This window comes from Streptomyces sp. JW3 (assembly GCF_052216785.1).
GTDB lineage: Bacteria > Actinomycetota > Actinomycetes > Streptomycetales > Streptomycetaceae > Streptomyces.
Genome location: NZ_JBQOUX010000009.1, coordinates 21,730 through 47,511, shown reverse-complemented (window position 1 = coordinate 47,511; position 25,782 = coordinate 21,730). Strand labels below are relative to the sequence as shown.

Below are 25,782 nucleotides of genomic sequence, written 5' to 3'. Positions count from 1 at the left end.
ACCTTGGGTGGAATCGCTGGTCCGAACCGAATCACTGGTCGGAACTGCGGAATTCCTACCGATCCTGCCACTGTATGCAAGCGCGCGGAGCACCGGAGAAGTTCCCGCCGCGGGTACGCCGAGAGCGAGCGCCTCCGGCGGTGGGGCGGGGGGAGCTGACGGGGGAGGGGTGCCCCGGGGGCCAGAAGGCCGGCCCCGGGCCGAGGAGGCGGTCGTGGTCGGGCAGGCGGCCGGCAGGGGCGCACCGGCGTGCGCGTCAGGTCGGCGGGGGTGAGGGCGTACCCTGCGGGCAGCACCGGGCCGGGCGCCCGCGACGGGTCCTGGTCGGTCGCTGTCAGTGCCGCGGTCCACAATGGACCGCGTCAGATCACCGTTCACCGTTCACGCTTCAGCAAGGAGCCGGCAGCGATGGCCCGCCGTAGTACGAAGACCCCGCCGCCCGACGATCCGTTCGAGGAGAAGATCCTCGACATCGACGTCGTCGACGAGATGCAGGGCTCGTTCCTCGAGTACGCGTACTCGGTCATCTACTCCCGTGCCCTGCCGGACGCACGCGACGGGCTCAAGCCGGTGCACCGCCGCATCGTCTACCAGATGAACGAGATGGGGCTGCGGCCCGAGCGCGGCTACGTCAAGTGCGCCCGCGTCGTCGGCGAGGTGATGGGCAAGCTGCACCCGCACGGCGACGCGTCGATCTACGACGCCCTGGTCCGCATGGCCCAGCCGTTCTCGATGCGCGTCCCGCTGGTCGACGGCCACGGCAACTTCGGCTCGCTGGGCAACGACGACCCGCCCGCCGCCATGCGGTACACCGAGTGCAGGATGGCCGAGGCGGCCGGCCTGATGACGGAGTCGATCGACGAGGACACCGTCGACTTCGCCCCCAACTACGACGGCCAGGAGCAGGAGCCGCAGGCGCTGCCCGCCGCCTTCCCCAACCTGCTGGTCAACGGCGCCTCCGGGATCGCCGTCGGCATGGCCACCAACATGCCGCCGCACAACCTGCGCGAGGTCATCGCCGCCGCCCGGCACCTGATCCGGTACCCCGCCGCCGATCTCGAAGCCCTGATGAAGCATGTCCCCGGCCCCGACCTGCCCACCGGCGGCGTGATCGTCGGACTGCCGGGCATCCGGGACGCGTACGCGTCGGGCCGCGGCACGTTCAAGATCCGCGCGTCGGTGACCGTGGAGACGGTGACCGCCCGCCGCAAGGGCCTGGTCGTCACCGAGCTGCCCTTCGCGGTCGGCCCGGAGAAGGTGATCGCCAAGATCAAGGACCTGGTGGGCGCGAAGAAGCTCCAGGGCATCGCGGACGTCAAGGACCTCACCGACCGCGAGCACGGACTGCGCCTGGTCATCGAGATCAAGAACGGCTTCGTGCCGGAGGCGGTCCTGGAGCAGCTCTACAAGCTGACGCCGATGGAGGAGTCCTTCGGCATCAACAACGTCGCCCTGGTGGACGGCCAGCCCCTCACCCTGGGTCTGAAGGAGCTGCTGGAGGTCTATCTCGACCACCGGTTCACCGTGGTGCGGCGACGCAGCGAGTTCCGCCGCGGCAAGCGCCGTGACCGGCTGCACCTGGTCGAGGGCCTGCTCACCGCGCTGATCGACATCGACGAGGTGATCCGCCTCATCCGCTCCAGCGAGAACTCCGCGCAGGCCAAGGAGCGCCTGATCGAGCACTTCGGGCTGAGCGATGTGCAGACCCAGTACATCCTGGACACGCCGCTGCGTCGGCTCACCAAGTTCGACCGCATCGAGCTGGAGGCCGAGAAGGACCGGCTCAACGCGGAGATCGAGGAGCTGACCCGCATCCTGGATTCCGACACGGAGCTGCGCAAGCTGGTCTCGGCGGAACTGGCCGCGGTGGCCAAGAAGTTCGGCACCGACCGCCGGACCGTCCTGCTGGAGTCGGCGTCCGCCCCGGTCGCCGCCGTGCCGCTCCAGGTGGCGGACGACCCGTGCCGGGTGCTGCTCTCCTCGACGGGACTGCTGGCCCGTACGGCCAACGGCGAGCCGTTCGCCTCGGACGGCGGCGCCAAGCGGGTCAAGCACGACCTGATCGTCTCGGCGGTGCCGGCCACGGCCCGCGGTGAGTTCGGCGTGGTGACGTCGGCCGGGCGGCTGCTGCGGATCAACGTGGTCGACCTGCCCCAGCTGCCGGCGGACATGTCCCCGCCGAACCTGTCGGGCGGCGCGCCGCTGGCGGAGTTCGTCTCCCTGGAGGACGACGAGACGGTGGTCTGCCTGACCACGCTCGACGAGTCCTCGCCGGGGCTCGCGCTCGGCACGGCACAGGGCATCGTCAAGCGAGTGGTGCCCGACTATCCGGGCAACAAGGAGGAGCTGGAGGTCATCACCCTCAAGGAGGGCGACCGGATCGTCGGCGCGGTCGAGCTGCGCACCGGCGAGGAGGACCTGGTCTTCATCACCGACGACGCCCAACTGCTGCGCTACCAGGCGTCGCAGGTCCGTCCGCAGGGCCGGCCGGCCGGCGGGGTGGCCGGCATCAAGCTCACCGAGGGCGCCAAGGTCATCTCGTTCACGGCGGTCGACCCGGCGGCGGACGCGGTGGTCTTCACCGTGGCGGGCTCGCGCGGCACGCTGGACGACTCGGTGCAGACCACGGCCAAGCTGACGCCGTTCGACCAGTATCCGCGCAAGGGCCGGGCCACCGGCGGGGTGCGCTGCCAGCGGTTCCTGAAGGGCGAGGACTGCCTGGCCCTGGCCTGGGCAGGTCCCACGCCGACCCGGGCCGCGCAGAAGAACGGCACACCGGCCCAGCTCCCGGAGACCGACCCGCGCCGCGACGGCTCGGGCGTGTCCCTGCCGAAGACGGTGGCGGTGGTGGCCGGACCGGCCTAAAGGTCGGGGTCGGGGTCGGGGTCGGGGTCCGAGCAGGGATCGGGCTCCGCTCCGCCGTCGGGGTCCGGGTCGTCCGCCGGTCCCTGTACGTAGCGCAGGACGCCCCACATGCCGTGCTCGTCGGCGTGCGGGGCGGGGCGCACGCACTCCTGGAGTTCCTTGGTGAGGGCGGGCGCGTCGATGCCGGTGCCGATCAGGACGAGCTGGGTCAGCCGTTCGGCGCCGGGGCCGGAGCCGGCGGGCGGCCAGGGCTCCGGGTAGAAGCGCAGGAAGCGTCCGACGGCGTGCACGAGGTACCGGTTGTGCGCGTCGTACGGGCCGAAGTCGACGTACCCCTTGATCCGGTACAGGCCCTCGGGCCGGCTGTCGAGGAACCGCATCAGGCGCCGCGGGTCCAGCGGGACGTCGGAGACGAACGACAGGCTGTCGTAGGCGGCGTGCAGATGGTCGGCGTGCCCGCCGGGCGCGGTGTGGTCGTGCAGGTCGTCGAAGGACAGCTGCCCGACCCGCTCCTCGGCCGGCCGGCAGTCGAAGAGGAACTCGGGATCGATCCGGCCGTAGCCGGCCGGGACGACGGCGGCCCGGTCGGTGAGCGAGCCGACCAGGTCGAGTACCCGCTGGCCGCCGTCCGGAGCCCGGTCGAGCTTGTTGACCACGACTAGGTCGGCGAGGGCCAGATGCCGGTCGATCTCGGGGTGCCGGGCCCGGGTGTCGTCGAACTCGGCGGCGTCGACCACCTCGACCAGGCCGCCGTAGACGATCCCCGGGAGTTCGCTGGCGAGCAGCATGCGCACCAGTTCCTGGGGCTCGGCCAGGCCGCTGGCCTCGATGACGACGACGTCGACGCCGGTCTCCGGGCGGGCCAGCCGGGCCAGGTAGACGTCCAGTTCACCGGGGTCGACGGCGCAGCACAGGCAGCCGTTGCCGAGCGAGACGGTGGAGTCGCCGAGCGCGCCGGCCACCGCCATGGCGTCGATCTCGATGGCACCGAAGTCGTTGACGATCGCGCCGATGCGGCTGCCGCCGGAGCGGTGCAGCAGGTGGTTGAGGAGCGTGGTTTTCCCGGAACCCAGGAATCCGGCGAGGATGACCACCGGGATCTGCCGGGTCGGTACCCGCGGGGTCGGACTCTGCCCCAATGTGCTGCCTCTCTCACGCCTGCCGGACCGTGTGCAGCCTCAGGATACGAGTCCCGGAAACGCCTCGAAGTGAACGATTGTTAGCAGCGTGCAGGGGGCAGACGTTGGAGAAGGCGCCGGTGCGTGCGACCCCGCTTCCCTCCGTGCGCCGCCTCTCCGCCTCCCCGCCGATCAGAGCCGCTCGGCACTCTGGAGGTGGCAAGCGCCGCCTATCGCTCGCCGGTCCCCGTCAGCCGCCCCGCACGCGACGACCGGCGGACGGTTGCGTGAATCGGGGGTTGACATGGTCACACGGAAAGACAGTGCAGGAGGGCTCGGCTCCACCACGGCCGGTCTGCTGCTCGCCACGGCCGCGCTGACACTGGCCGCGCGCCGGCGGCGAGTGGAGGCCCGGCAGCGGGAACGAGAGCTGGAACTGGAGGAGTTGGCGATCCGTCGCAAGTCACTGGCGCACCAGCAGCTCATGCACTGGGAACTGCTGATGCGGGCGATCGACGATCCGTCCCTGGCCGACGTCATCGACACCTACGACAAGAGCATCCCGGCGGAGCGGCGCCGTCAGTTCTTCTACGCCAACGCGTGGTACGTGAACCTGTATCACATCCATCGAGCGGGGCTGATCGGAGACGAGGAGTTCTCCGGGCATCTGCGGGAGTTCCTCCAGAACCCGATCTTCCGTGAGTACTGGGAGGCTTCGAAACGCCCGCGGGCGGCCCTCAACGGGGCGGAGGAGGCCCGGCTCGGGCGGCTCGTCGACGACCTCGTGAAGGAACTCGACGAGGCCGACACCGATGAGTGGTGGGTCGTCTGAAAGCCGCCCGGACCGGCTGGCGGCAACCTGCGGCGCCGCAGGTCAACACATACGCGCGGAGGACACGACGGAGTGTCTTCGACCATCCGGTCACTCCCGCCTCCGCGGCACCAGTAGCGTGTGGTCGATACTGCTTCATTCAGTCCCTCTGCACCTAAGGATCAGTACCTTTGAAGATCGTGCGCCGCATCGGTGTGCCTCCCAGCGCGCGGGGCAGTGCCTCGGGATCCACCTGTCCCGACCTGTTCGAACTGAGTGACGGCAACTTCGCCGTCATCGGCACCGAGGCCACCGAGGCGCTGGAACGCGAGTTGCCCGCCGACGCCGCCCGCGCCGACTACGAACGCATCGTCGTCGTGAGCCGGGAAACCCTGATCCGTGCCAAGGCGGACATCCCCGACGCCTGAGCACCGCTCGCTCCGCCGGCCGGCCGCACCACCGTCGGCCGGGCCGGACCTTCCGGCGAGCAGCCCGGCACCCCGTCCCTGCTCGGCCCTCCACCGCCTGGGCCTGGCGCCGGAACACGGCACCAGGCCGCACGCGTTCCTCAGCCCCGGGCATCCGCCCGCACCGCCACCCCCGGCCCCACATACCGCGCCGACGGCCTGATGATCTTCGTGTCCTCGGCCTGCTCCAGGATGTGGGCGCTCCAGCCCACGACCCGGCCCGCGGCGAAGGTCGGGGTGAACATCTCGCGGGGCAGACCGCAGAGTTCCATGACGACACCCGCGTAGTACTCCACGTTCGTGTGCAGTTCCCGGCCCGGTTTCAGTTCGGCGAGGACGGCCTCGACCCGGCGCTCCACCTTGACGGCGAACTCGACGCGGGGGCCGCCGAATCCCCGGGCCACCTCGCGCAGCATCCGGGAACGGGGGTCCTCGGTGCGGTAGACGGCGTGGCCGAACCCCATGATGCGCTCGCCCGCCAGGACGCGTTCGCGGATCCAGCCGTCGACGCGGTCGGGCGCGCCGATCGCGTCCAGGGTGTCCAGGGCGCGGCTCGGCGCTCCGCCGTGCAGCGGCCCGGACAGCGCCGCCACCGCGCCCGCGAGGCAGGCCGCGACATCCGCTCCGGTCGAGGCGATGACCCGCGCGGTGAACGTCGAGGCGTTGAAACCGTGGTCGACGGTGGAGATCAGGTACTGCTCGATCGCCCGGGCCCGCCGCTGGTCCGGCTCGCTGCCGGTGAGCATGTAGAGGTAGTTCGCCGCGTACGGCAGGTCCTCGCGCGGCTCAACGGGTTCCTGGCCCTGCCCCAGCCGGTGCAGCGCGGCGAGCAGCGTGGGGACGGCGGCGACCGCGACGAGGGTGTCCGCGCGGCGGCGGCCGGCGTCGATGTCGTACACCGGGCGGAAGCCGCGCGCCGCGCCCAGCAGGGACAGGGCCGTACGCATGCCGGTGAGCGGGCCCGAGCGTCCCTGCGCCGCCGCGACGGCGGGCAGCGCCGCCCGCACCTCGGCGGGCAGCCGGCGCAGGGCGGCGGTCTCGGCGGCGAACGCGGCGGCGCGCGGCGCGTCCGGCAGGTCGCCGTGGACCAGCAGGTGCCAGACCTCCTCGAAGCCGCGGGTCTCGGCGAGTTCGACCGCGGAGTACTGGCGGTAGTGATAGAAGCCCTCGGTTCCGCGTACGTCACCGATCTCGGTGTCGGTGACGACGACTCCCGCGAGCCCTCGCGGCACCTCGGTCAGGTGCGCGGACGTGTTTCGGGACATGTGCTCCTCCTCGTGGCCTCTTCCGCATGGCCTCTTCTTCGTGGCCTCTTCTTCGTGGCCTCTTCTTCGTGGCCTCTTCCTTGTATTGATGTGACTGTCCATAATTGATTGGTGCTGTGTCAATATTGATTCAGTCAATGCATATCAGCGGTATCGAGTGAGGGACGAAGGTGGATACGGTGACCTCCATGCGCGATCAGGAGCCCGGCCGGCTGAGCACCAAGGAGGCCGCCGAACTGCTCGGCGTGAAACCGGAGACCGTGTACGCGTACGTCAGCCGCGGTCTACTCGGCAGCCGGCGGGTTCCGGGCGGCCGGGGCAGCACCTTCGACGCCAAGGAGGTGCGGGCCCTGGCCCGGCGCAACCGGCGCGAGGGCGACGCCGGCCCGTCGCCCGGCGGCGAACCGGCCGTACGGACGCACCTCACGCTCATCGACCGGGACCGGTTCTACTTCCGGGGCGTCGACGCGGTCGACCTGGCCCGGCGGCACAGCTACGAGGAGGTCGCCGAGTGGCTGTGGACCGGGCGGCCGCACCCCGGGGCCGTCTTCACCGCGCCCGCGGCCTCCGTCGCCGTCGCCCGCCGCGCCGCCGACGCCCTGCCCGAGCACACCGGGCCCACCGACCGGCTGCGGGTCGCCGCCATCGCCGCCGCGACCGCCGACCCGCTGCGCTTCGACCTGACCGAGGAGGCCGTGCTCGGCACCGCCCGGACCCTCGTCCCCACCCTGGTCGCCGCCCTTCCGCCGGTGTCGCGCGAACCCGCCGGGCAGCAGCGGATCGCCCACCGGCTGTGGACACGGCTCAGCGCGCTGCCCGCCGACGAGGAGTCGCTGGAGGCGCTGGACACCGCCCTCGCCCTGCTCGCCGACCACGACCTGGCCGCCTCGACACTCGCCGTGCGGGTCGCCGCGTCGGCCCGGGCGCACCCGTACGCCGCCGTGTCCGCGGGGCTGGGCGTGCTCGAGGGGCCGCTGCACGGCGCGGCCGGCGGCCTCGCCCACCGGATGCTGGCCGACGTGCTCGACCGGGGCAGCGCGGCGCCGGTGGTCGCGGAGGAGCTGCGGGCGGGGCGCCGGATCCCCGGGCTCGGGCACCGCCTGTACCCGGGCGAGGATCCCCGCGCGCGTGCCCTGTTCGCCCTCCTGGCGGAGATCCCCCGGGCCGCGCCCGTACTGTCGGCGGCCCAGGACGTCGTCGCCACCGCGGCCCGGCACACCCCGCTGCACGCCAACGTCGACCTGGCGCTCGCCGCACTGACCGTCTCCTGCGGCATGCCGTCCTCGGCGAGCGAGACGATCTTCGCGGTGGCCCGTACGGCGGGCTGGATCGCACACGCCCTGGAGGAGTACGCGGAACGGCCGCTGCGGATGCGGCCGAGCGGGCTGTACGTGGGGCCGCGCCCGCCCCGGCCGCTGCCCGAGTAGCCCGGCCCCCGGGCGGGTACCGGCGCCGGCGTCACTCCACCGACGTCACTCCACCGGCGGCTGTCCGAGTGCGGCGGGAGGTCAGCGCTGTCAACTCAGGTTAGGCTCACCTCTGTGAGTAGGTGCTCAACCGTCTCCCAGGACCTCGACGAGCCCGTTTCGGGAACCGCGGCGACCGCCCGGACCTGGCTGCTGCTGGAGCAGCCCGGCCCGTGGGGTGCCAAGGCGCTCACCGCGAGCCACCTGGACCCCGCCCTGGGCCGTGCCCTGGAAAAGGCCACACGCGGCACGGGCGTGCGGATCGCGCTCATCCGACGCCCCGGACGCCACGCGGACTCCGGTACGTCCGCCGAACGGCGCGTCTACGCGGCCCACAGCGCACCGGGGTCCACCTGGCTGCGCGCCGCCACGGTCGCCGACCCGTCCCGGCTGCTCGACCTGGACTTCGCCGCGCTCGGCCGGGGCGAGGGGCGCGGCTTCGACACTGTGCTGCGGGGCGGGCCGCACACCGGCGACCCGCTGGTGCTGGTCTGCACCAACGGCAAGCGCGACCGGTGCTGCGCGCTGCTCGGCCGGCCGCTGGCCGCGGACCTCGCCGCCGCCGGGACCGAGGGCGTCTGGGAGGTCACGCATCTGGGCGGCCACCGGTTCTCGCCGACCGTGCTGGTCCTGCCGTACGGCTACGCGTACGGCCGGGTCGACGCGCACGCCGTCGGGGAGATCCTGCGGGGCGTGCGGGAGCGGCGGATCGTCCTGACCGGGTGCCGGGGCAGCTCGGCCTGGGAGCGGCCCGGGCAGGCCGCCGAACTGGCCGTCCGCGCGGCGGTGGGCGAATACGCGGCCGAGACGCTCGGCGTCGTGCGCACCGACGGAGCGGCACCGCACTGGGAGGTGACCGTGGCGCACGTCGACGGACGGCACTGGCGGGTCACGGTGGCCCAGGGCGCGTCGCTGCCGCCGCGCCCGGAAAGCTGCGGCGCGTCGGTGCTCGGCTCACCCGCGCGGATGGAGGTCACCGGGATCCGTGAACTGGCGGTGGTGGGGGCGGTGGCACTCGCCGGGTGACCGAGTCCCGGGCTTCCATACGGAAGTCCGTACGGAAGCCCGTACGGAAGCCCGTACGGGCTCACCGCTCGCCGTGCTCGCCGTGCTCGCCGCGAAGGATGCGCGTCTCCGTGGTCATACCCCTTTTCGGCCCCGCGTCCGCACCACGTACCGTCGAGGGCCATGAGCCGCACTACTCCCCCGCGCCGCCTGCGCCTCGGTCTGCCCCGGCGAGTGTTCTCGCAGGTACTGCTGATGCAGCTGGCGATCGCCGCCGGAGTCGCGGTGCTCGCCACCGGGCTGTTCCTCGCGCCGCTCGGCGATCAGCTGGACGACCAGGCGATGCGCCGGGCGCTCGCCATCGCGCAGACCACCGCACAGCAGCCGCAGCTCGCGGCGGACCTGCGCGCTACCCCCGCGACGGCGGACGGTCCGGTGCAGCGGGAGGCGGAACGGATCCGGAAGGCCACCGGGGCGGAGTATGTCGTGGTACTGGACCGGCGGGGAGTGCGCTGGTCGCACACCGATCCCGGCCGGATCGGCGCGGCCGTGTCGACCGACCCCGGCGAGGCCCTGGCCGGGCACGAGGTGATGGAGATCGACGACGGCACCCTGGGCCGCTCGGCCCGCGGCAAGGTCCCGCTGCGCGACGGCACCGGCGACATCGTCGGAGCGGTCTCCGTGGGCATCGCCTACGACAGCGTCCGGGCGCGGCTGCTGCACGCCGTTCCCGGCCTGTTCGCGTACGCCGGGGGCGCGCTGGCGGTCGGCGCGCTGGCCGCCTGGCTGATCGCGCGCCGGGTCCAGCGGCAGACCCGGGACCTGGCCTTCTCCGACATCGCGGCGCTGCTCGCGGAGCGCGAGGCGATGCTGCACGGCATCCGGGAGGGCGTCGTCGCCCTGGACCGAGCGGGCCGGATCCGCCTCCTCAACGACGAGGCGCGGCGCCTGCTGGACCTCGGCGACGAGTCCGTGGGCCAAACCCCCGGCGAGGCCCTCGGCGCGGGACGTACCGCCGATGTGCTGGCCGGCCGGGTGACCGGCACCGACCTGCTCACCGTCCGCGGCCCGCGGGTGCTGGTCGCCAACCGGATGCCCACCGACGACGACGGCGCCGTCGCCACCCTGCGCGACCGCACCGAACTGGAACAGCTCGGCCGCGAACTGGACTCCACCCGCGGCCTGATCGACGCCCTGCGCGCCCAGGACCACGAGCACGCCAACCGCATGCACACCTTGCTCGGGCTGCTGGAGCTGGAGATGTACGACGACGCCGCGGAGTTCGTCGGCGAGGTGGTCGGCAACCACCGGGCCACCGCGGAACAGATCACCGAACGGATCACCGACCCCCTGCTGGCCGCCCTGCTGGTCGGCAAGGCCACCGTCGCGGCCGAGCGCGGCGTCACCCTGTGGGTCTCGGACCGCACCCTGCTGCCGGACCGGCTGATCGACCCCCGGGGACTGGTCACCGTCGTCGGCAACCTGGTCGACAACGCCGTCGACGCCGCCGCCGGCACTCGGCACGCGCGCGTGGAGGTGGAGTTCCGGGGCGAGGGGCGTACGGCGGTACTGCGCGTCCGCGACACCGGGCCGGGGGTGCCCGCCGGGCAGCGCGAGACGATCTTCACCGAGGGGTGGTCCACCAAGGAACCGCCGGCGCATCGCCGCCGCGGCATCGGGCTGTCCCTGGTCAGGACGTTCGCCGAACGGCAGGGCGGCAGCGCGGTGGCCGGTGCGGCGCCCGGCGGGGGCGCCGAGTTCACCGTCGTCCTGCCCGAGGCACTGGCCGAGCCCGGTCCCGCGGCGGACGTCACGCTGCCCTCGCCGCGGCCGGAAACCGTCGGGGCCGGCGGCGAGGAGGACGCGCGATGATCGAGGTCCTGGTCGTGGACGACGACACCCGCGTCGCGCGCGTGAACGCCGCCTACGTCGAGAAGGTGCCGGGCTTCCATGTGGCCGGCGAGGCGCACAGCGCGGCCCAGGCGCTGCACCGGCTGGAGACACTGCCGCGCCTCGACCTCGTGCTCATGGACCACTATCTGCCGGACCGGACCGGTCTGACGGTGGTCCAGGAGATGCGGCGGCGTGGCCACCAGTCCGACGTGATCATGGTGACGGCGGCGCGGGACGTGGCGACCGTGCAGGCGGCGATGCGGCAGGGCGCGCTTCAGTACCTGGTCAAGCCGTTCGCCTTCGCGGGGCTGCGGGTCAAACTGGAGGCGTACGCGGAGCTGCGCCGCACCCTGGACGGCGGCGGCGAGGCGGAACAGGCCGAGGTGGACCGGATGTTCGGGGCCCTGTCGGCACCCTCGGAGCCCGGTCTGCCCAAGGGCCACTCCCCCACCACCGTGGAGTTGGTGCGTCAGTGTCTGATGCGGGCCGACGGGTCGCTGTCGGCCCAGGAGATCGCCGAGCGGACCGGCGTGAGCCGGCAGACCGCCCAGCGGTATCTCAAGCTCCTGGAGCGCACCGGGCGGGCCAGACTGACCCTGCGCTACGGCGACGCGGGCCGCCCGGAACACCGTTACGTGTGGGCGACCCGCACCTGAAGCCCAGCGGCCGAGGGGCCGGCCGGACGACCGGCATGGACGAGCGACCGGCTTGGACGGACAGCGGCCTTCCCCTGGCAACCGCCGCGATCCCGCGTCGGCCGGTACGGCACCGCGGAGCGCGCTCCGTCACACAGCCCCCGCCCCCGTCAGCGCCCGTACCTCGGTCTCCGCGTGCTTGGCCCGGTCCGCGGGCTCGGCGGAGGTGACGGTGCCGAGCCAGCCCGCGACGAAACCCAGCGGGATCGAGACCAGGCCGGGGTTCTGCAACGGGAAGTACCGGAAGTCGGCGTCCGGGAACAGCGCCCCCGGACCGCCCGACACCACCGGCGACACCAGCACCAGCAGCACCGCCGGGACGAGTCCGCCGTAGACCGCCCAGACGGCGCCGCGAGTGGTGAAGCGGCGCCAGAACAGCGAGTACAGCAGGACCGGCAGGTTGGCGGAGGCGGCCACGGCGAAGGCGAGGCCCACCAGGAAGGCGACGTTGAGGTCCTTGGCCAGCAGTCCGAGAGCGATCGCCACCGCCCCGACGCCGACCGCGGCGCAGCGGGCCACGGCCACCTCGCTGCGCGGCTTGGCCCGGCGGCGGCGCAGCGAGGCGTACAGGTCGTGGGAGACGGACGCGGAGGAGGCCAGGGTGATTCCGGCGACCACCGCGAGGATCGTGGCGAAGGCGACCGCGGCGACGACCGCGAAGAGCACGGTCCCGCCGGTGGAGTCCGGTCCGCCGCCCAGGTCGAGCGCCAGCAGCGGCACGGCCGTGTTCCCGGCCGCGTTGGACTGCCGTACGGCGTCCGGCCCGACGAGCGCGGCGGCGCCGAACCCGAGGACGATTGTCATCAGGTAGAACCCGCCGATCAGAGCGATGGCCCAGACCGTCGACCGCCGGGCCGCCCGGGCCGTGGGCACGGTGTAGAAACGGGACAGGATGTGCGGCAGCCCGGCGGTGCCCAGGACCAGGGCGAGTCCGAGGCTGATGAAGTCGAGCCGGGCGGTCCAGTCCCCGCCGTACTTCAGCCCCGGCGCCAGAAACGCCTCCCCGTGCCCGCTGCGCCCGGCCGCGCTGAGCAGCAGTTGGTTGAAGTCGCCGTGGAACCGGACCAGGACCAGCGCGGTCAGCGCCAGCGTGCCGCCGAGCAGCAGCACCGCCTTCACGATCTGGATCCAGGTGGTGGCCCGCATCCCGCCCAGCGACACATAGACGACCATGAGCGCGCCGACGCCCACGACGGTCCAGGCCCGCGCCGCCTCCCCGGTGCCGCCGAGCAGCAGCGCGACCAGACTGCCGGCGCCCACCATCTGCGCCACCAGGTACAGCACGGACACGGTGACCGAGGAAGTACCCGCCGCGATCCGCACCGGACGCTCCCGCATCCGGGCCGCCACCACGTCGGCGAGGGTGAACCGGCCGCAATTGCGCACCAGTTCGGCGACGAGGAACAGCACCACCAGCCATGCCACCAGGAAGCCCACCGAGTAGAGCATGCCGTCGTAGCCGTAGAGCGCGATGAGGCCCGAGATGCCGAGGAAGGACGCGGCGGACATGTAGTCGCCCGCGATGGCAAAACCATTCTCCAACGGGGAGAAGAGACGGCCGCCCGCGTAGAACTCCTCCGCCGATCCCCGCCGGTGCCGGCTCACCCAGGTGGTGATCCCCAGCGTGACCGCCACGAAGCAGCTGAACAGCGCCAACGCCAGCGTCTGATGCTCCTCGGTCATACCGCACCGCCCCGGGCCCGGGCCCGCTCCTGGGTGAGCCAGCGCAGCTCCAGTGCCGCCCGGTCCCGGCGCAGCCGGGCATGCCGGGCGTAGGCCCAGGTCAGCAGGAAGGTGCTGAGGAACTGGCCGAGCCCCGCGAGCATCGCCACGTTCACCGCCCCCGCCACCGGCCGGCCCATCAGCTCCGGCGCGGTCGTGGCCGCCACCACGTACCCCAGGTACCACACGAGGAAGCCGATCCCCGCCGGCACCACGAACCTCCGGTACCGGCTCCGCACCTCCCGGAACGCCGCGCTCTCCTGCACCTCCACGTACACCTCGGCGGTAGCCGCAGCCGTAGCTGTGGCCGTGGTCGTCGCGTGGGCCGTGGCTCTCGCCGGGGCCCCGTTGCCCGGCTCCTGTCGCGACGGCGGCGGGGAACCCGGTGCCGCGGGGGCGGCGGCACCCACCGCCTCACCCCATCCGGAGGCGAGGGCGTCGTACCAAGGGTCGTCATAGGCCCCCGCCTCGTGGAGGCGATCGTTGCTTGACTGCATGCCCAAGGATGGACAGAACGGGAAGATCCCCGACTCTTCTTCCCTCCGCTCTTCACCCCTTCAGGTGACTCACCCCGCAGGAGGCCGCACAAGCCCCTTCCCGTAGGCGTAACGCACCGCCTGCGCACGGTCCTTGATCCCGGTCTTGGCGAACAGGTTGTTGATGTGGGTCTTCACCGTCGCGGTCGAGACATGCAGTCTGCGGGCGATCTCCTGGTTGCTGAGCCCCTCGGCGATCAGTACCAGCACCTCGGTCTCCCGCGTGGTGAGCCCGTCCGGTGCCTCGGCCGGCGCTGCCGGGCGCGCTTCCGGCTCCGACAGCCGCTCCAGCAACCGCCGCTGGATGCCGGGGGACAGACCGGCGTCCCCGGAGAGCACGCTGTGCACGGCCCGCACGATCTCCTCCCCGCCCGCGTCCTTGGTGAGATAACCGCGTGCCCCCGCTCGCAGCGCCGGGAACAGCGACTCGTCGTCCACGTACGTCGTGAGCACCACGACCTGCGTTCCCGGGTGGTCGGCCCGGATCCGCCGGGTCGCCTCGACCCCGTCGCACCGCGGCATGCGCAGGTCCATCAGCACCACGTCCGGAGCGAGTTCGGCCACCAGTCGCACCGCCTCCTCACCGTCGCCCGCGGCACCCACCACCTCGACGCCCGGCAGCAGCCCGAGCAGCATGACGATGCCCTCGCGCACCACCGTCTGATCGTCCACGACCACGACCCGGGCGTCCTTGTCCCGGACCTCCCCCGTCATACGGGCACCTTCAACGTCACCACGAACCCCTCCTCGCCCGGTCCTGCCCGCAGCGAGCCACCCAGCAGTTCGGCACGCTCCCGCATGCCCAGGAGACCGTATCCGCCCCCCGCGTCGGCGAGTTCGCCGGAACCGCCGCCCGAGTCCCGGACGTCCAGGGTCACTTCCCGCGTGCCGTAGTCGAGGACCATCCGTACCCGGGCGCCCGGAGCGTGCTTGCGGACGTTGGTCATCGCCTCCTGGGCGACCCGGCGTACCGTCTGCGACGTCTCGGCCGGCAGCGGCCGACGCTCACCCGTAATGGTGACCTTCGTGTGCGCGCCGTCCGCCATGCCGACGAGCTGCTCCAGGAAGTCCTCCAGCGGCGTCAGTTCTCCGCGCAGGGCGGACAGCGCCTGCCGGGTCTCGGCCAGGCCGTCGCGGGCCATTCCCCGCGCCGCCACCACGCGTTCCAGGATCCGGTCCCGGTCCGCTCCCCTCTCGATCAGCAGCCGCGCCGCCTCCAGGTGCACCATCTGGGCCGACAGGCTGTGCGCCAGCACGTCGTGGATCTCCCGCGCGATGCGGGCCCGCTCGGCGAGCGCCGCCGACTCCGCCTCGGCCGCCCGCGCGGCACGCTCCTGGACCAGCAGTCGCTGTGCGTGTCCCCGGGCCTCCGCGTCGAGCCGCAGGACATATCCGCCCAGGGCCAGCCCGGCCGCCAGGGCGGCGCTGCTCGGCCAGGCGTTGTCGCTGACCGCGGCGTAGGCGGTGAAGGCCGCCAGGGCCACGGGCAACGCCGCCGTGAAGGGCAGCCGCTCCAGCGCGACGACCGCGCACCCGCACCAGAGGACCGCCGCGGGGACCTCGAAGCCGGCGGCCTGGGCTGTGCCCGCGAGGCCGAGGAGGGCCGCCGCGAGGCCCAGGGACGGCCGGAGCCGGTGGGCGAACGTGGTCCGGAAAAGCGCCCAGACCACCATCACGGACAGCAGGACCAGCGCTGTGGCGCCGACCGCGCCCCACCCGTCCTCGCCGCCGGCGACGGCACCCCACAGGAGCGCGCCGATCCCCAGTACCCGCACGACCACGGCCAGCAGGCGCCGGTGCCCCGAGCGCCGCTCCCGCCCGAGCGCTTCCTTGGACGGCCACCGCGTCCAGGCGTTCTCCGTCACACACGTTCCTTCCCTGCGGGCGCGGACCGGGGCAGGCCGGCACCGTACCCCGCGGCCGCCGGGACCGCCGGGCGCACGGTGCTCAGCCGCCAGGCCAGCGTCGCGGAGCGGGCCAGCAGGGTGGCCGCGACGGCGAGCAGCAGGGCGGAGGTGTCCTGGTGCACGCCCAGGACCGAACCGAGGACGAACACGGCGGCGCGGACGGCGATGCCGGCTCCCCACACCGAGGCGGTCGCCCTGGTGCCCTTGCTCCAGACGGTGCCGTCGGCCTCCGTCCATATGCGGGTGGTCCAGGCCAGGCCGGCTCCGACGGCCGCTCCGAGGAGCAGTTCGGTGCCGAGCAGGGCCGCCGACGCGGTGTGATGGTCGGCGCCGAGCAGTCCCGGCTGCCGCAGTGCGACCAGGCCCAGGACCACGGGCGCTATCCACCAGCGCTTCTCCGTGTTGATCCGGCTCGGGCGGAGCTGGCGAGAGATCACCACACCGACCACGACCATGATCGCCAATGCGTCGACAACGCCGGACATCGAAGCCTCCGTGTGCGAGAAGGGGGTGTCGGCAGCGAGTCCTGCCGACACCCCCGACGCTACGGAAAACGCCAGGCCGGATGATCGGAGCCCGGGTGGATCATGGGTGGAGCCTCATCTCGGCGGGGCTCCACCCACGGGTGGAGACGCCTCGGTGACGGCTCCGTTCTCGGTGACGGCTCCGTGCTCCCGCTCAGCACGGCCTCCGGACGGTCCGTAACCTCTCCGTGACCGCTCGATCACCCGGCTCCGCTTCGATCCGCCACCGGGTTATGCGTCGATCCGCGACCGGTCGAGCGTCGCCGCCGAGTTCGAGATGAACTCCTTGCGCGGCGCGACGTCGTTGCCCATCAGCAGGTCGAAGACCTGCTCCGCGGCCTCCAGGTCGGTGAGGTTGACCCGGCGCAGGGTCCGGTGCCTCGGGTCCATGGTCGTCTCGGCCAGCTGGTCGGCATCCATCTCACCGAGCCCCTTGTAGCGCTGGATGGAGTCCTTGTACCGGACGCCCTTGCTCTGCAACTCCATGAGCTTGTCGCGCAGCTCGCGGTCCGAGTACGTGTAGACGTACTTGTCCTGGCCCTTCTTCGGCTGGGTGATCTCGATGCGGTGCAGCGGCGGCACCGCGGCGAAGACCCGGCCGGCCTCGACCATCGGCCGCATGTAGCGGTGGAAGAGGGTCAGCAGCAGCGTACGGATGTGCGAGCCGTCGACGTCGGCGTCGGTCATCATGATGATCTTGCCGTAGCGCGCTGTGTCGATGTCGAAGGTCCGTCCCGAGCCGGCCCCTATGACCTGGATGATCGCGCCGCACTCGGCGTTCTTCAGCATGTCGGTCACGGACGACTTCTGGACGTTGAGGATCTTGCCGCGGATCGGCAGCAGCGCCTGGAACTCGGAGTTCCGGGCGAGCTTGGCCGTGCCGAGCGCGGAGTCCCCCTCGACGATGAACAGCTCGCTGCGGTCGACGTCGTCGCTGCGGCAGTCGGCCAGCTTGGCGGGCAGCGAGGAGGACTCCAGGGCCGTCTTGCGGCGCTGGGCGTCCTTGTGCTGGCGGGCGGCGATGCGGGTGCGCGCCGCGGCAACCGCCTTCTCCATGACGACCCGGGCCTGCTGGGCGGCGTCGCGCTTGGTGGAGGTCAGGAACGCCTTGAGTTCCTTGGTGATCACGTTGTTCACGATGCGGCGGGCCGCCGAGGTGCCGAGCACCTCCTTGGTCTGCCCCTCGAACTGCGGCTCGGCCAGCCGTACCGTGACGACCGCCGTGAGCCCTTCGAGCGCGTCGTCCTTGACGATGTCGTCCTCGGCTACGCGCAGCATCTTCTTGGCTCGCAGCACCTCGTTCATGGTTTTGGCGACGGCCTGCTCGAAGCCGGCGACGTGGGTGCCGCCCTTGGGCGTGGCGATGATGTTGACGAACGACTTGAGCGTCGTGTCGTAGCCGGTCCCCCAGCGCATCGCCACGTCGACGCCCAGGTCGCGGGTGACCTCCGTGGGTGTCATCTGGCCGTGCTCGTCCAGGACCGGGACGGTCTCCTTGAAGGTGCCCTGCCCGGTGAAGCGGAGGACGTCGCAGACACCCCGGTCATTGGCCAGGTACTCGCAGAACTCGCTGATGCCGCCGTCGAAGCGGAAGGACTCCTCGCCCTTGCTGCCGCCCTCGCCGAGGCCGAACTCGTCCCGGACGACGATGGTCAGGCCGGGCACCAGGAAGGCGGTCTGGCGGGCCCGCTGGTGCAGCGTGTCGAGGGAGAGTTTGGCGTCCTTGAGGAAGATCTGCCGGTCCGCCCAGTAGCGCACCCGGGTGCCGGTGCGGGACTTCGGGATCTTCCTGGCCTTGCGCAGTCCGCTGGCGGCCTCGAACCCGGCGTCCGGCCCGGCACCGGCGAAGGCGCCGGGGACACCGCGCCGGAAACTGATGGCGTGGGTGTGCCCGCTGCGGTCCACCTCGATGTCCAGGCGCGCGGACAGGGCGTTCACCACGGAGGCGCCGACGCCGTGCAGACCGCCGGAGGCGGCGTACGAGCCGCCGCCGAACTTGCCGCCGGCGTGCAGCTTGGTCATGACGACCTCGACACCGGAGAGGCCGGTCTTGGGCTCGACGTCGACCGGGATGCCCCGGCCGTTGTCCCGGACCTCCACCGAGCCGTCGTCGTGGAGGGTCACGTCGATGTGGTCGCAGTAGCCGCCCAGGGCCTCGTCGACGGAGTTGTCGATGATCTCCCACAGGCAGTGCATGAGACCGCGGCTGTCGGTCGACCCGATGTACATACCGGGGCGCTTGCGTACGGCCTCGAGCCCCTCGAGGACGAGCAGGTGCCGCGCGGTGTAGTTGGAACCGTCCCGGTCTGCTCCTGCCAGCAGCGCAGTGGACGGCACGGACGTCTCGGCGGTCACGCGGTTCGCTCCTCGCTGAATTTCAGATGGGGCCCTGTTGGGTAAGGGCGCGGCTTCGTTCACCGCTCAGAGGGTACCGAGCCCTGGTAGAGCCGCTGTAACGCCACCCTCGTCGCAGAGGCAGCCTAGTCCACGGTCGCATGCCTGTTCGATCCCTCGATGGAGTGAAGTACACATCACGTTCCCTTCGAGGCATGAACCATTTAGGCTCCGGGCACGTCCTCATGAACAACCGGCAAGCCAGCCGGCGGGGACCGACACCGACCGACAGCGCGAACCCGTAAGACACATAGACACGCAATACGGCACATTCGCCGCCAACCGGCAACAGCCAGCCTCCTCGGAAAAAAGTTTCGAGGAAAAGCCACGAGCGGGAACGTTTTGGGGCTGGTTGGATGTTGACCCTGGTACGACAGCTCGTCGAGCTAGAGAAGAGGCGACGTGACTACTGTTCTGACTTCCCCGAGCCCGCTTACGGCCGCCGACCGTTGCGACCGCTGCGGCGCCCAGGCCTACCTGCGCGTCGTCCTGCTGAGCGGCGGAGAACTGCTCTTCTGTGCCCACCACGGGCGCAAGTTCGAGCCGGAACTCAAGAAAATCGCCGCTGAGATACAGGACGAGAGCGAACGCCTGACCTCCGTTCCGGCAAGCGACTCAGAAGAAGAGCGCTGACCTTTCGCGTCCCACGACGAGCGAACCCGGCACAGGCCGGTGAGGGCGGCCCGCCTCCCTACCAGGAGGCGGGCCGCCCTCGCTTTCGTCCAGGACTCGCGGCCGGGCCGCCGGTGGGGCGCGAAGACCCCTCAGGCCCTGCCGGACGCCCTCGTGCCGCCCTTGGAGGCGGCGGCGACCTGGTTCCACCCAAGGCTGCCCAGGACGGCGGAGACGCGCGTATAGACCCCCGGGCTGCCCGTCTGCCCGCAGCCGCTCCCCCAGGACACCAGCCCGATCAGCTTGCCCCCGGCCACCAGCGGCCCGCCGCTGTCACCCTGGCAGGCGTCCCGGCCACCGGCCCGGTCTCCGGCGCACAGCATCGTCGCGGGGCGGTACTGCCCTTCGTCACTGCCCGGATACGCCTGCTCGCAGACGGAGTCGGGAAGCACCTGCACACGTGACCCGTGCAGGCTGTTCGCGTAGTCCCCGGCCCCCGAGGTGTCGCCCCAGCCGTAGACCACCGCGGCCGTCCCCGGTTCGTACGCGGCGTCCCCGTCGGGCGCCATGGCCAGGACGGAGCCGGCCGGCAGCGCCTTGGAGAGGGTGAGCACCGCGAAGTCGCCGGTGTTGCTGACGTCGTCGTGGTCCGGGTTCACCCAGACATCGCGCACCGGGATCTCCGCACCCCCGTCCGCCAGCAGATCCGTACGGCCCGCGACGACCTTCAGGTCGCCCACCTGCTCGGGCGGTGTCCCGAGGACCTCCTGGCCCAGGCAGTGGGCCGCCGTGAGCACGGTGGTCCGGCCGACGGCCACTCCCCCGCAGAACTGCCCCGCCCGCGTCCCCCCGAACCGGTCACGGCTGGACAGCGCCACCGTCCACGGACTGTCGGCGGCCTCCACCGGGAAGCCCCCGACGACGACGCTGTCGGCGGCCGCGGGGTGCGCGGCCGCCAGCGGTGACACCAGCGGTATGGCGGTCGCGGCGGCCGCCAGCACCAGCGGCCGGGCCAGCGTCCGAGCGAAAGGACGGCGCATACAGACTCCTCACTCCGTGTGTTCGTGAAACACCCAGAGTGATCCACTCGGCGTCGCCCCGCACCCCGCGCGAACGAGTCCGCCGGCCTGCGCGCCATGGCGAAGGGCCCGCCTCCCGAAGGGGGAGGCGGGCCCTTGCCGACCGGATCGTCCTGACCTAGTCGAGGTAGTCGCGCAGCACCTGGGAGCGCGAGGGGTGGCGCAGCTTGGACATCGTCTTGGACTCGATCTGGCGGATCCGCTCGCGCGTGACGCCGTAGACCTTGCCGATCTCGTCGAGGGTCTTCGGCTGACCGTCGGTGAGACCGAAACGCATGGAGACGACGCCCGCCTCGCGCTCGGAAAGGGTGTCGAGGACCGAGTGCAGCTGCTCCTGGAGGAGCGTGAAGCTGACCGCGTCGGCCGGGACGACCGCCTCGGAGTCCTCGATGAGGTCACCGAACTCGCTGTCGCCGTCCTCGCCCAGCGGGGTGTGCAGCGAGATGGGCTCGCGGCCGTACTTCTGGACCTCGATGACCTTCTCCGGGGTCATGTCGAGTTCCTTGGCCAGCTCCTCCGGGGTGGGCTCGCGGCCCAGGTCCTGGAGCATCTGGCGCTGCACGCGCGCGAGCTTGTTGATGACCTCGACCATGTGCACCGGGATGCGGATGGTGCGGGCCTGGTCGGCCATCGCGCGGGTGATCGCCTGCCGGATCCACCAGGTGGCGTACGTGGAGAACTTGTAGCCCTTGGTGTAGTCGAACTTCTCCACCGCGCGGATCAGACCGAGGTTGCCCTCCTGGATGAGGTCCAGGAAGAGCATGCCGCGGCCGGTGTAGCGCTTGGCCAGGGAGACCACCAGACGGAGGTTGGCCTCCAGGAGGTGGTTCTTGGCACGGCGGCCGTCCTCGGCGATGATCTCCAGCTCGCGCTTGAGCTTCGGCGCCAGCTTGTCGGAGTTGGCCAGCTTGTCCTCGGCGAACAGTCCCGCCTCGATGCGCTTGGCCAGCTCGACCTCCTGCTCGGCGTTGAGCAGGGGGACCTTGCCGATCTGCTTGAGGTAGTCCTTGACCGGGTCGGCGGTGGCGCCGGCCGCGGCGACCTGCTGGGCCGGCGCGTCGTCCTCGTCGTCGTCGGACAGGACGAATCCGGCGGCCTCGGTGCCCTCGGGCTCGCCCTCGGCCTTGGTCTCCTCGATCACCTCGTCCTCGAGGACCTCGGCGTCGTCCTTCTTGGCCGTGGTCTTCTTGGCCGCCGTCTTCTTCGCGGCCGTGGTCTTCTTCGCCGCCGGCTTCTTGGCGGTGGTCTTCTTGGCCGCCGCCTTCTTGGCGGGCGCCTCTTCCTCGACGGCGGGCTCGGCCGCGGGGGGCGCCGGGCTGGCGGCGGTCTTCCTGCTGGTCACCGTCTTGGCCGCGACCGTCTTGGTGGCGGTGCGCTTGGCGGGACTCTTCGCTGCGACGCTCTTTCGGGTGCGCTTGGGCTCCGCGGCACTGACCATCAGCGTCACACCCTCTTCCTCGAGGATCTGGTTGAGGCTGCGCAGTACGTTCTTCCACTGAGTGGCCGGAATCTGGTCAGCTTCGAAGGCCCGACGCACGTCATCGCCGGCGATCTGCCCCTCAGCCTTTCCCCGCTCAATGAGCGCCATGACAGAGACGGACTCGGCGATCTCCGGCGGGAGCGTACGGGATGTGCTGGCCGACACGAACAACCTCTCGGAACGTTGAAAACGGCTTCCGGCCCCGTCCTGGCGGACAGGAGCCGACCGCCGGCTTGGGGATGGGCCGACGGCGCGGGCGGGGGCCGGGGAGAAGCACAGCGCCGTGAACGGCGTCCGTATTCCCTCCGCGGCTGTCACCTCTTAGGTCATCGCGTTGTTCCCACGAGCGTTACGCCCAATCCGCGTGGCCCGAGTCACACCCCGTAAGAGAGCAAACTCGGCCAGATACTGTCAGATGGGATCAGCGATGACACCGGTCCGGCCCGATCGCGCCAGAAGTGCGACGTCACACCGTCGACCCCGCAGCGCCGTCCAGGCACTGCGGGGTCGACGGCGGCAGCGACCCGGCCGGACACCGCCACAGGAGGGGGATGGCGGGGCCGGCCGCGCCGCCGGTGCGGACGCGGTCAGTGCTCGCGCGGGGCGGGCACCACGCGCTCCACCTCGGGGTGGACGGTGAGCAGTTGACGCATGGCCGCCTCGGCCGCCGCGCCGTCACCGGCGGCGAGGGCGTCGGCGATCCGCGCGTGCTGCGCCAGCGACACGTCATTCGGCCGGTCACAGCCCGTGACCGGGTTGCCCGAGACCTGGAGGGCGGCGCCCACGATCCCGGAGAGGTGCTCCAGCATGCGGTTGCCGGCGACCTGGATGAGCAGCATGTGGAATTCCGCGTCGGCGCGGGAGAAGGTGAGGGCATCGCCCTGCGCCATGGCGTGTCCCATGACGCCGACCATGTCGGAGAGGCGCTGCTGCACGTCCTCCCGGCCGTGCCCGGCGGCCAGCCGCGCGGCCAGCGGCTCGATCGTCAGACGCAGCTCGGTCAGCTCACGGCGCTGGTCGTCGCGCTGCGGCCCGAAGGCCCGCCACTCGATGATGTCCGGGTCCAGCAGGTTCCAGTCGCTGACCGGACGCACGCGCGTGCCCACGTTCGGCCGGGCGCTCACCAGCCCCTTGGCCTCCAGGACGCGCAGCGACTCCCGGACCACGGTGCGGGACACCTCGAAGCGCTGGCCGATCTCCTCGGGCACCAGGGGGCGGTCCGCGCCCAGGTCGCCGGAAACGATCATCTGACCGAGCTGCTGAACCAGTTGTCCGTGCAGTCCGCGGCCGCGGTTGCCCGCGGTGCGCCGGCCCACGCGGCCCAGTTCGGGGTCCGCCCCTTCCCAGGCGGGGGCCCCGACGCGGTCGACGCCAGGCGTCTCGGCGTAGGGGTAGCGGTCGAGTTCGCCCGGGCTCTGGAGGCCGGAGTCAGCGGAGCGGGCGGCGGTCATCATGGTGTGCGCAAGGGTACTCACGCATCCTTTGTCGGCGCCGTTCCCAACTCCCTTGAGGTCTTTGGTGAAAAGCACACGAAAGGGTGATCGCTCACCCCTTCGCAATTGACGCCTTATCGGAAAGAAATGGACTTTCCCCGGGGAGTTGCGCGCAGGCCCGGACCGGAGGGGTCCGGGCGGTCGTCATCGGACCCGTCCGCGCAGGGTCGTGAGCAGATACGCACAGAGCAGCGCCGTCAGCGACAACGCCAGGGCGCTGCCCACGGGTTGGCCGAGCGCGCGCAGCACCGCCGCCACGTAGCGCTCGCCGCCGAAGGGCCACTGGGTCAGGAGGACCTCGCGCACCCGCATCGGGAAATCCGCGGCGGTGCGTACGGACCGGCCGTTCCAGACCTTCTGTACGAGCGGGACGACGAGGACGGGCACCGCGACCACGGCCGCCAGTCCGGCCGTGGTGGACCGGAAAAGACCCGCGGCCAGTACTCCGGCCCAGGCGCAGCCGATCATCAGACCGGCCCAACCCGCGCTGAGGGAGAACCAGTCGACGGGAACCCGCGCGAGTTCCCGTCCGTAGAACAGGTGGAGCACCTGTGCGTCGCAGCCGACCGTGAGGACGGCCAGCAGCAGTGCGGTGCCGGCGGAGACGACGAGTTTGGCGGTCAGCAGCCCCAGCCGGCGGGGCACGGTGCCGCGATCCGCCGCCAGGGCGGGATGGCGGAACTCGTCACCGAACGCGAGCGCCCCCAGCAGCCCCGCCCCCAGCGCCGCCGGCGGCAGGGGCACCTCCCGCGGCCACCCGGCCAGCAGCCGCGGCTGCGGGGTGTGTCCGATACGGGCGAGGAGTACGGCGGCGGCGGCGGACAGGACGAGTACGACCGCGCAGGTGACCAGCCCGGTGCCGACACCGGTGACGCGGCGGAGTTCGTAGCGGAGGGGGCGGAGCGGGCTGGGTGCGGAACGGACGGAAATGGGGGGCGGGAGGGCGGACGACGTAGCGGCGCCGGGGCCGTTGCCGGGGGTGAGGGAGGCGGTGCGGGAAGGGGGGCGGGGCCCGGTACGGGAGGGGGCGCGGTGACCTGACGCCGACGCGATCGGGCGGGACGCGCTGTCCGGGTGGCCCGGCCCGGCTGGACGCCCCGCCTCGGCCGCGGCGCCTGGCGGTCGGGAGTGGGCTGCCGTCTGCTCCGCGGACGGCGCGGACGGCGCGGTCGGCACGGTCGGCACGGACAGCGTGGTCGGCGAGGTCGGCACGGACAGCGCGGTCATGGCTACGGTGTCGGGCGGTCCGCCGAACTCCGGTCCAGTCCCGGCCGTGGGGCCGGGCTGCCGCGCGAACAGCGCGGTCATGGCTACGGTGTCGGGCGGTCCGCCGGATTCCGTGCCGGTCCCGGCGGGGCCACTGGGCTGTCCGGGTTCCGTGCCGGTCCCGGCCGGTACCGCGGGGGTGGTCCGGAGGGTCGGGTCCGTCCTCTGCTCGGCGCCCTCGGTGACCGTGCCCGTGACGGTCGCGGGGCGTGCCGACGCCGCCCCGTCCCTGGCCGTGACCGCGCGGAACTCCGGGTCGGCCTGCCCCTCCGCCTGCGCTCCAGCCCCCTCGCCGGGTCCCATGTCACCGACCTCGTGGGCCAGTTGGTGGACGAGGATGCCGTGGCGGAACGCTGTCTCGCCGACGTCCGCGCACGTACTGCCGTACACGGAGAGGCGGTTGCCCCCGTCGCAAACCACCTCGACCGAACGGTGAGCGGTGCGCGCCTCCTTGGTGAGGAGCGTGGCCAGGCGGGCGGCGTGCGGGCTGCGAACGGCGACGCGAGGGCGCAGCCGGGTACGTGCGAAGTCCGTCGCCGGCTGGTCGGCGACGACCCTGCCCCGCTCCAGCGTCACGACATGATCGGCGGCGCGCGCGGCCTCCTTGGGGTCGCCCGTGGTGTACAGGACCGTGCCGCCCTGGACCACGTACGTGCGCAGGGCGTCGTGCAGCCAGCGGCTCTCGCGTACGGAGAGCCCTTCGGCGGGGCCGTCGAGGACGAGGGTGTGCGGGTCGGCCAGCAGGGCGCAGGCGAGACCGAGGCGGCGGTCCATGCCGCGCGACAGGGTGCCGAGGCGTTCGTCGCGCAGGCTCACGAGTCCGACCGCTTCCAGCACTTCGTCGGCGCGCCGGACCGGGACACCGGCCGCCGCGCACAGCATGCGCAGATGTCCGCGCACGGTACGGGCCGGGTGTCCGGGCACCTCCCCCAGCAGCACGCCGACTTCGCGTGCCGGGTGGGCGATCCGGTGCAGGGGGCGGCCTCTGAAATGCGTGATGCCTCGGCCCCGTTGCAGTTCGAGCATGAGTCTGAGCACCGTCGTCTTGCCGGCGCCCGGCGCTCCGAGCAGCGCGGTGACGCGACCCGCGCGTGCCTCGAAGGAGACGTCGTCGACAACTGGCGGAAGCTCTTTGCGTGGCGTGCTGGTCAGTCCGAAGGCCTGGATCACTCGCAGCAAGATAG

The 25,782-nt window shown here is 72.0% G+C and carries 20 protein-coding genes; 8 read left to right on the top strand and 12 right to left on the bottom strand.

From position 1 onward, the window contains the following. Positions 1-408: 408 nt before the first annotated feature. Complete coding sequence (locus tag ACTT8P_RS06300; RefSeq protein ID WP_442830525.1) at positions 409-2,865, top strand: DNA gyrase/topoisomerase IV subunit A; 2,457 nt, start codon at positions 409-411, stop codon at positions 2,863-2,865. On the opposite strand, the gene ACTT8P_RS06295 is transcribed toward ACTT8P_RS06300, so the two are convergent. After that, positions 2,862-4,004, bottom strand: a complete 1,143-nt coding sequence (locus ACTT8P_RS06295) for a CobW family GTP-binding protein (RefSeq protein WP_442830524.1) — start codon at positions 4,002-4,004, stop codon at positions 2,862-2,864. The two genes, ACTT8P_RS06300 and ACTT8P_RS06295, sit on opposite strands and share 4 nt — an antisense overlap. A gap of 283 nt (positions 4,005-4,287) precedes the next feature. Here ACTT8P_RS06295 and ACTT8P_RS06290 point away from each other — a divergent pair, with 283 nt between their 5' ends. Together ACTT8P_RS06290 and ACTT8P_RS06285 are read left to right on the top strand one after the other, a co-directional pair. Next, positions 4,288-4,815, top strand: a complete 528-nt coding sequence (locus ACTT8P_RS06290) for a DUF6082 family protein (protein WP_442830523.1) — start codon at positions 4,288-4,290, stop codon at positions 4,813-4,815. Between the two features lie 170 nt (positions 4,816-4,985). Beyond that, positions 4,986-5,222 carry a hypothetical protein gene (locus ACTT8P_RS06285; protein WP_361163038.1) on the top strand — a complete coding sequence of 79 codons (237 nt, stop codon included), beginning with the start codon at positions 4,986-4,988 and terminating at the stop codon, positions 5,220-5,222. 140 nt (positions 5,223-5,362) lie between these two features. Here the strand turns inward: ACTT8P_RS06285 and ACTT8P_RS06280 are convergent, their stop codons facing one another. Then, positions 5,363-6,526, bottom strand: a complete 1,164-nt coding sequence (locus ACTT8P_RS06280; RefSeq protein WP_442830522.1) for a citrate synthase — start codon at positions 6,524-6,526, stop codon at positions 5,363-5,365. Positions 6,527-6,714: 188 nt separating this feature from the next. Here ACTT8P_RS06280 and ACTT8P_RS06275 point away from each other — a divergent pair, with 188 nt between their 5' ends. The 4 genes from ACTT8P_RS06275 to ACTT8P_RS06260 all read left to right on the top strand — a co-directional run bounded on the left by ACTT8P_RS06275 (position 6,715) and on the right by ACTT8P_RS06260 (position 11,546). Further along, on the top strand, positions 6,715-7,953 hold the full coding sequence (locus ACTT8P_RS06275) for a citrate synthase (RefSeq protein ID WP_442830521.1): 1,239 nt from the start codon (positions 6,715-6,717) through the stop codon (positions 7,951-7,953). 114 nt (positions 7,954-8,067) lie between these two features. After that, the gene (locus ACTT8P_RS06270) at positions 8,068-9,018 is read left to right on the top strand and encodes a sucrase ferredoxin (protein ID WP_442830520.1); all 951 of its coding nucleotides are present in this window, start codon (positions 8,068-8,070) and stop codon (positions 9,016-9,018) included. Between the two features lie 162 nt (positions 9,019-9,180). Next, complete coding sequence (locus ACTT8P_RS06265) at positions 9,181-10,869, top strand: ATP-binding protein (RefSeq protein ID WP_442830519.1); 1,689 nt, start codon at positions 9,181-9,183, stop codon at positions 10,867-10,869. Next, positions 10,866-11,546 (top strand): response regulator, encoded by a 681-nt coding sequence (locus ACTT8P_RS06260; protein WP_442830518.1) that lies wholly within the window; start codon positions 10,866-10,868, stop codon positions 11,544-11,546. Before ACTT8P_RS06265 ends, ACTT8P_RS06260 begins: the two co-directional genes overlap by 4 nt. 129 nt (positions 11,547-11,675) lie before the next feature. On the opposite strand, the gene ACTT8P_RS06255 is transcribed toward ACTT8P_RS06260, so the two are convergent. The 6 genes from ACTT8P_RS06255 to ACTT8P_RS06230 form a co-directional block, all read right to left on the bottom strand. After that, positions 11,676-13,268, bottom strand: coding sequence for a solute symporter family protein (locus ACTT8P_RS06255; RefSeq protein ID WP_442830517.1), 1,593 nt, complete (start codon positions 13,266-13,268; stop codon positions 11,676-11,678). Beyond that, positions 13,265-13,804 carry a DUF485 domain-containing protein gene (locus ACTT8P_RS06250; protein WP_442830516.1) on the bottom strand — a complete coding sequence of 180 codons (540 nt, stop codon included), beginning with the start codon at positions 13,802-13,804 and terminating at the stop codon, positions 13,265-13,267. The genes ACTT8P_RS06255 and ACTT8P_RS06250 overlap by 4 nt, the downstream gene beginning before the upstream one ends. A 69-nt stretch (positions 13,805-13,873) precedes the next feature. Continuing rightward, complete coding sequence (locus ACTT8P_RS06245; RefSeq protein ID WP_442830515.1) at positions 13,874-14,557, bottom strand: response regulator; 684 nt, start codon at positions 14,555-14,557, stop codon at positions 13,874-13,876. Next, complete coding sequence (locus ACTT8P_RS06240; protein WP_442830514.1) at positions 14,554-15,708, bottom strand: sensor histidine kinase; 1,155 nt, start codon at positions 15,706-15,708, stop codon at positions 14,554-14,556. Before ACTT8P_RS06240 ends, ACTT8P_RS06245 begins: the two co-directional genes overlap by 4 nt. Beyond that, positions 15,705-16,235, bottom strand: coding sequence for a DUF1453 domain-containing protein (locus tag ACTT8P_RS06235; RefSeq protein WP_442830513.1), 531 nt, complete (start codon positions 16,233-16,235; stop codon positions 15,705-15,707). Before ACTT8P_RS06235 ends, ACTT8P_RS06240 begins: the two co-directional genes overlap by 4 nt. Before the next feature lie 270 nt (positions 16,236-16,505). Next, a complete protein-coding gene (locus tag ACTT8P_RS06230; protein ID WP_442830512.1) occupies positions 16,506-18,629 on the bottom strand; it encodes a DNA gyrase/topoisomerase IV subunit B in 2,124 nt (707 codons plus the stop codon). A 441-nt stretch (positions 18,630-19,070) separates the two neighbouring features. Between ACTT8P_RS06230 and ACTT8P_RS06225 the strand changes: the two genes are divergently transcribed. After that, complete coding sequence (locus ACTT8P_RS06225; protein WP_361163014.1) at positions 19,071-19,301, top strand: DUF7455 domain-containing protein; 231 nt, start codon at positions 19,071-19,073, stop codon at positions 19,299-19,301. A gap of 131 nt (positions 19,302-19,432) precedes the next feature. On the opposite strand, the gene ACTT8P_RS06220 is transcribed toward ACTT8P_RS06225, so the two are convergent. The 4 genes from ACTT8P_RS06220 to ACTT8P_RS06205 form a co-directional block, all read right to left on the bottom strand. After that, complete coding sequence (locus tag ACTT8P_RS06220; protein ID WP_442830511.1) at positions 19,433-20,320, bottom strand: S1 family peptidase; 888 nt, start codon at positions 20,318-20,320, stop codon at positions 19,433-19,435. A 157-nt stretch (positions 20,321-20,477) separates the two neighbouring features. Further along, positions 20,478-22,004, bottom strand: a complete 1,527-nt coding sequence (locus tag ACTT8P_RS06215) for an RNA polymerase sigma factor (RefSeq protein ID WP_442830510.1) — start codon at positions 22,002-22,004, stop codon at positions 20,478-20,480. A gap of 422 nt (positions 22,005-22,426) precedes the next feature. After that, complete coding sequence (locus ACTT8P_RS06210) at positions 22,427-23,314, bottom strand: FadR/GntR family transcriptional regulator (protein ID WP_442830509.1); 888 nt, start codon at positions 23,312-23,314, stop codon at positions 22,427-22,429. 162 nt (positions 23,315-23,476) lie between these two features. After that, positions 23,477-25,768, bottom strand: coding sequence for an ATP-binding cassette domain-containing protein (locus ACTT8P_RS06205; RefSeq protein ID WP_442830508.1), 2,292 nt, complete (start codon positions 25,766-25,768; stop codon positions 23,477-23,479). Between the last annotated feature and the right edge of the window lie 14 nt (positions 25,769-25,782).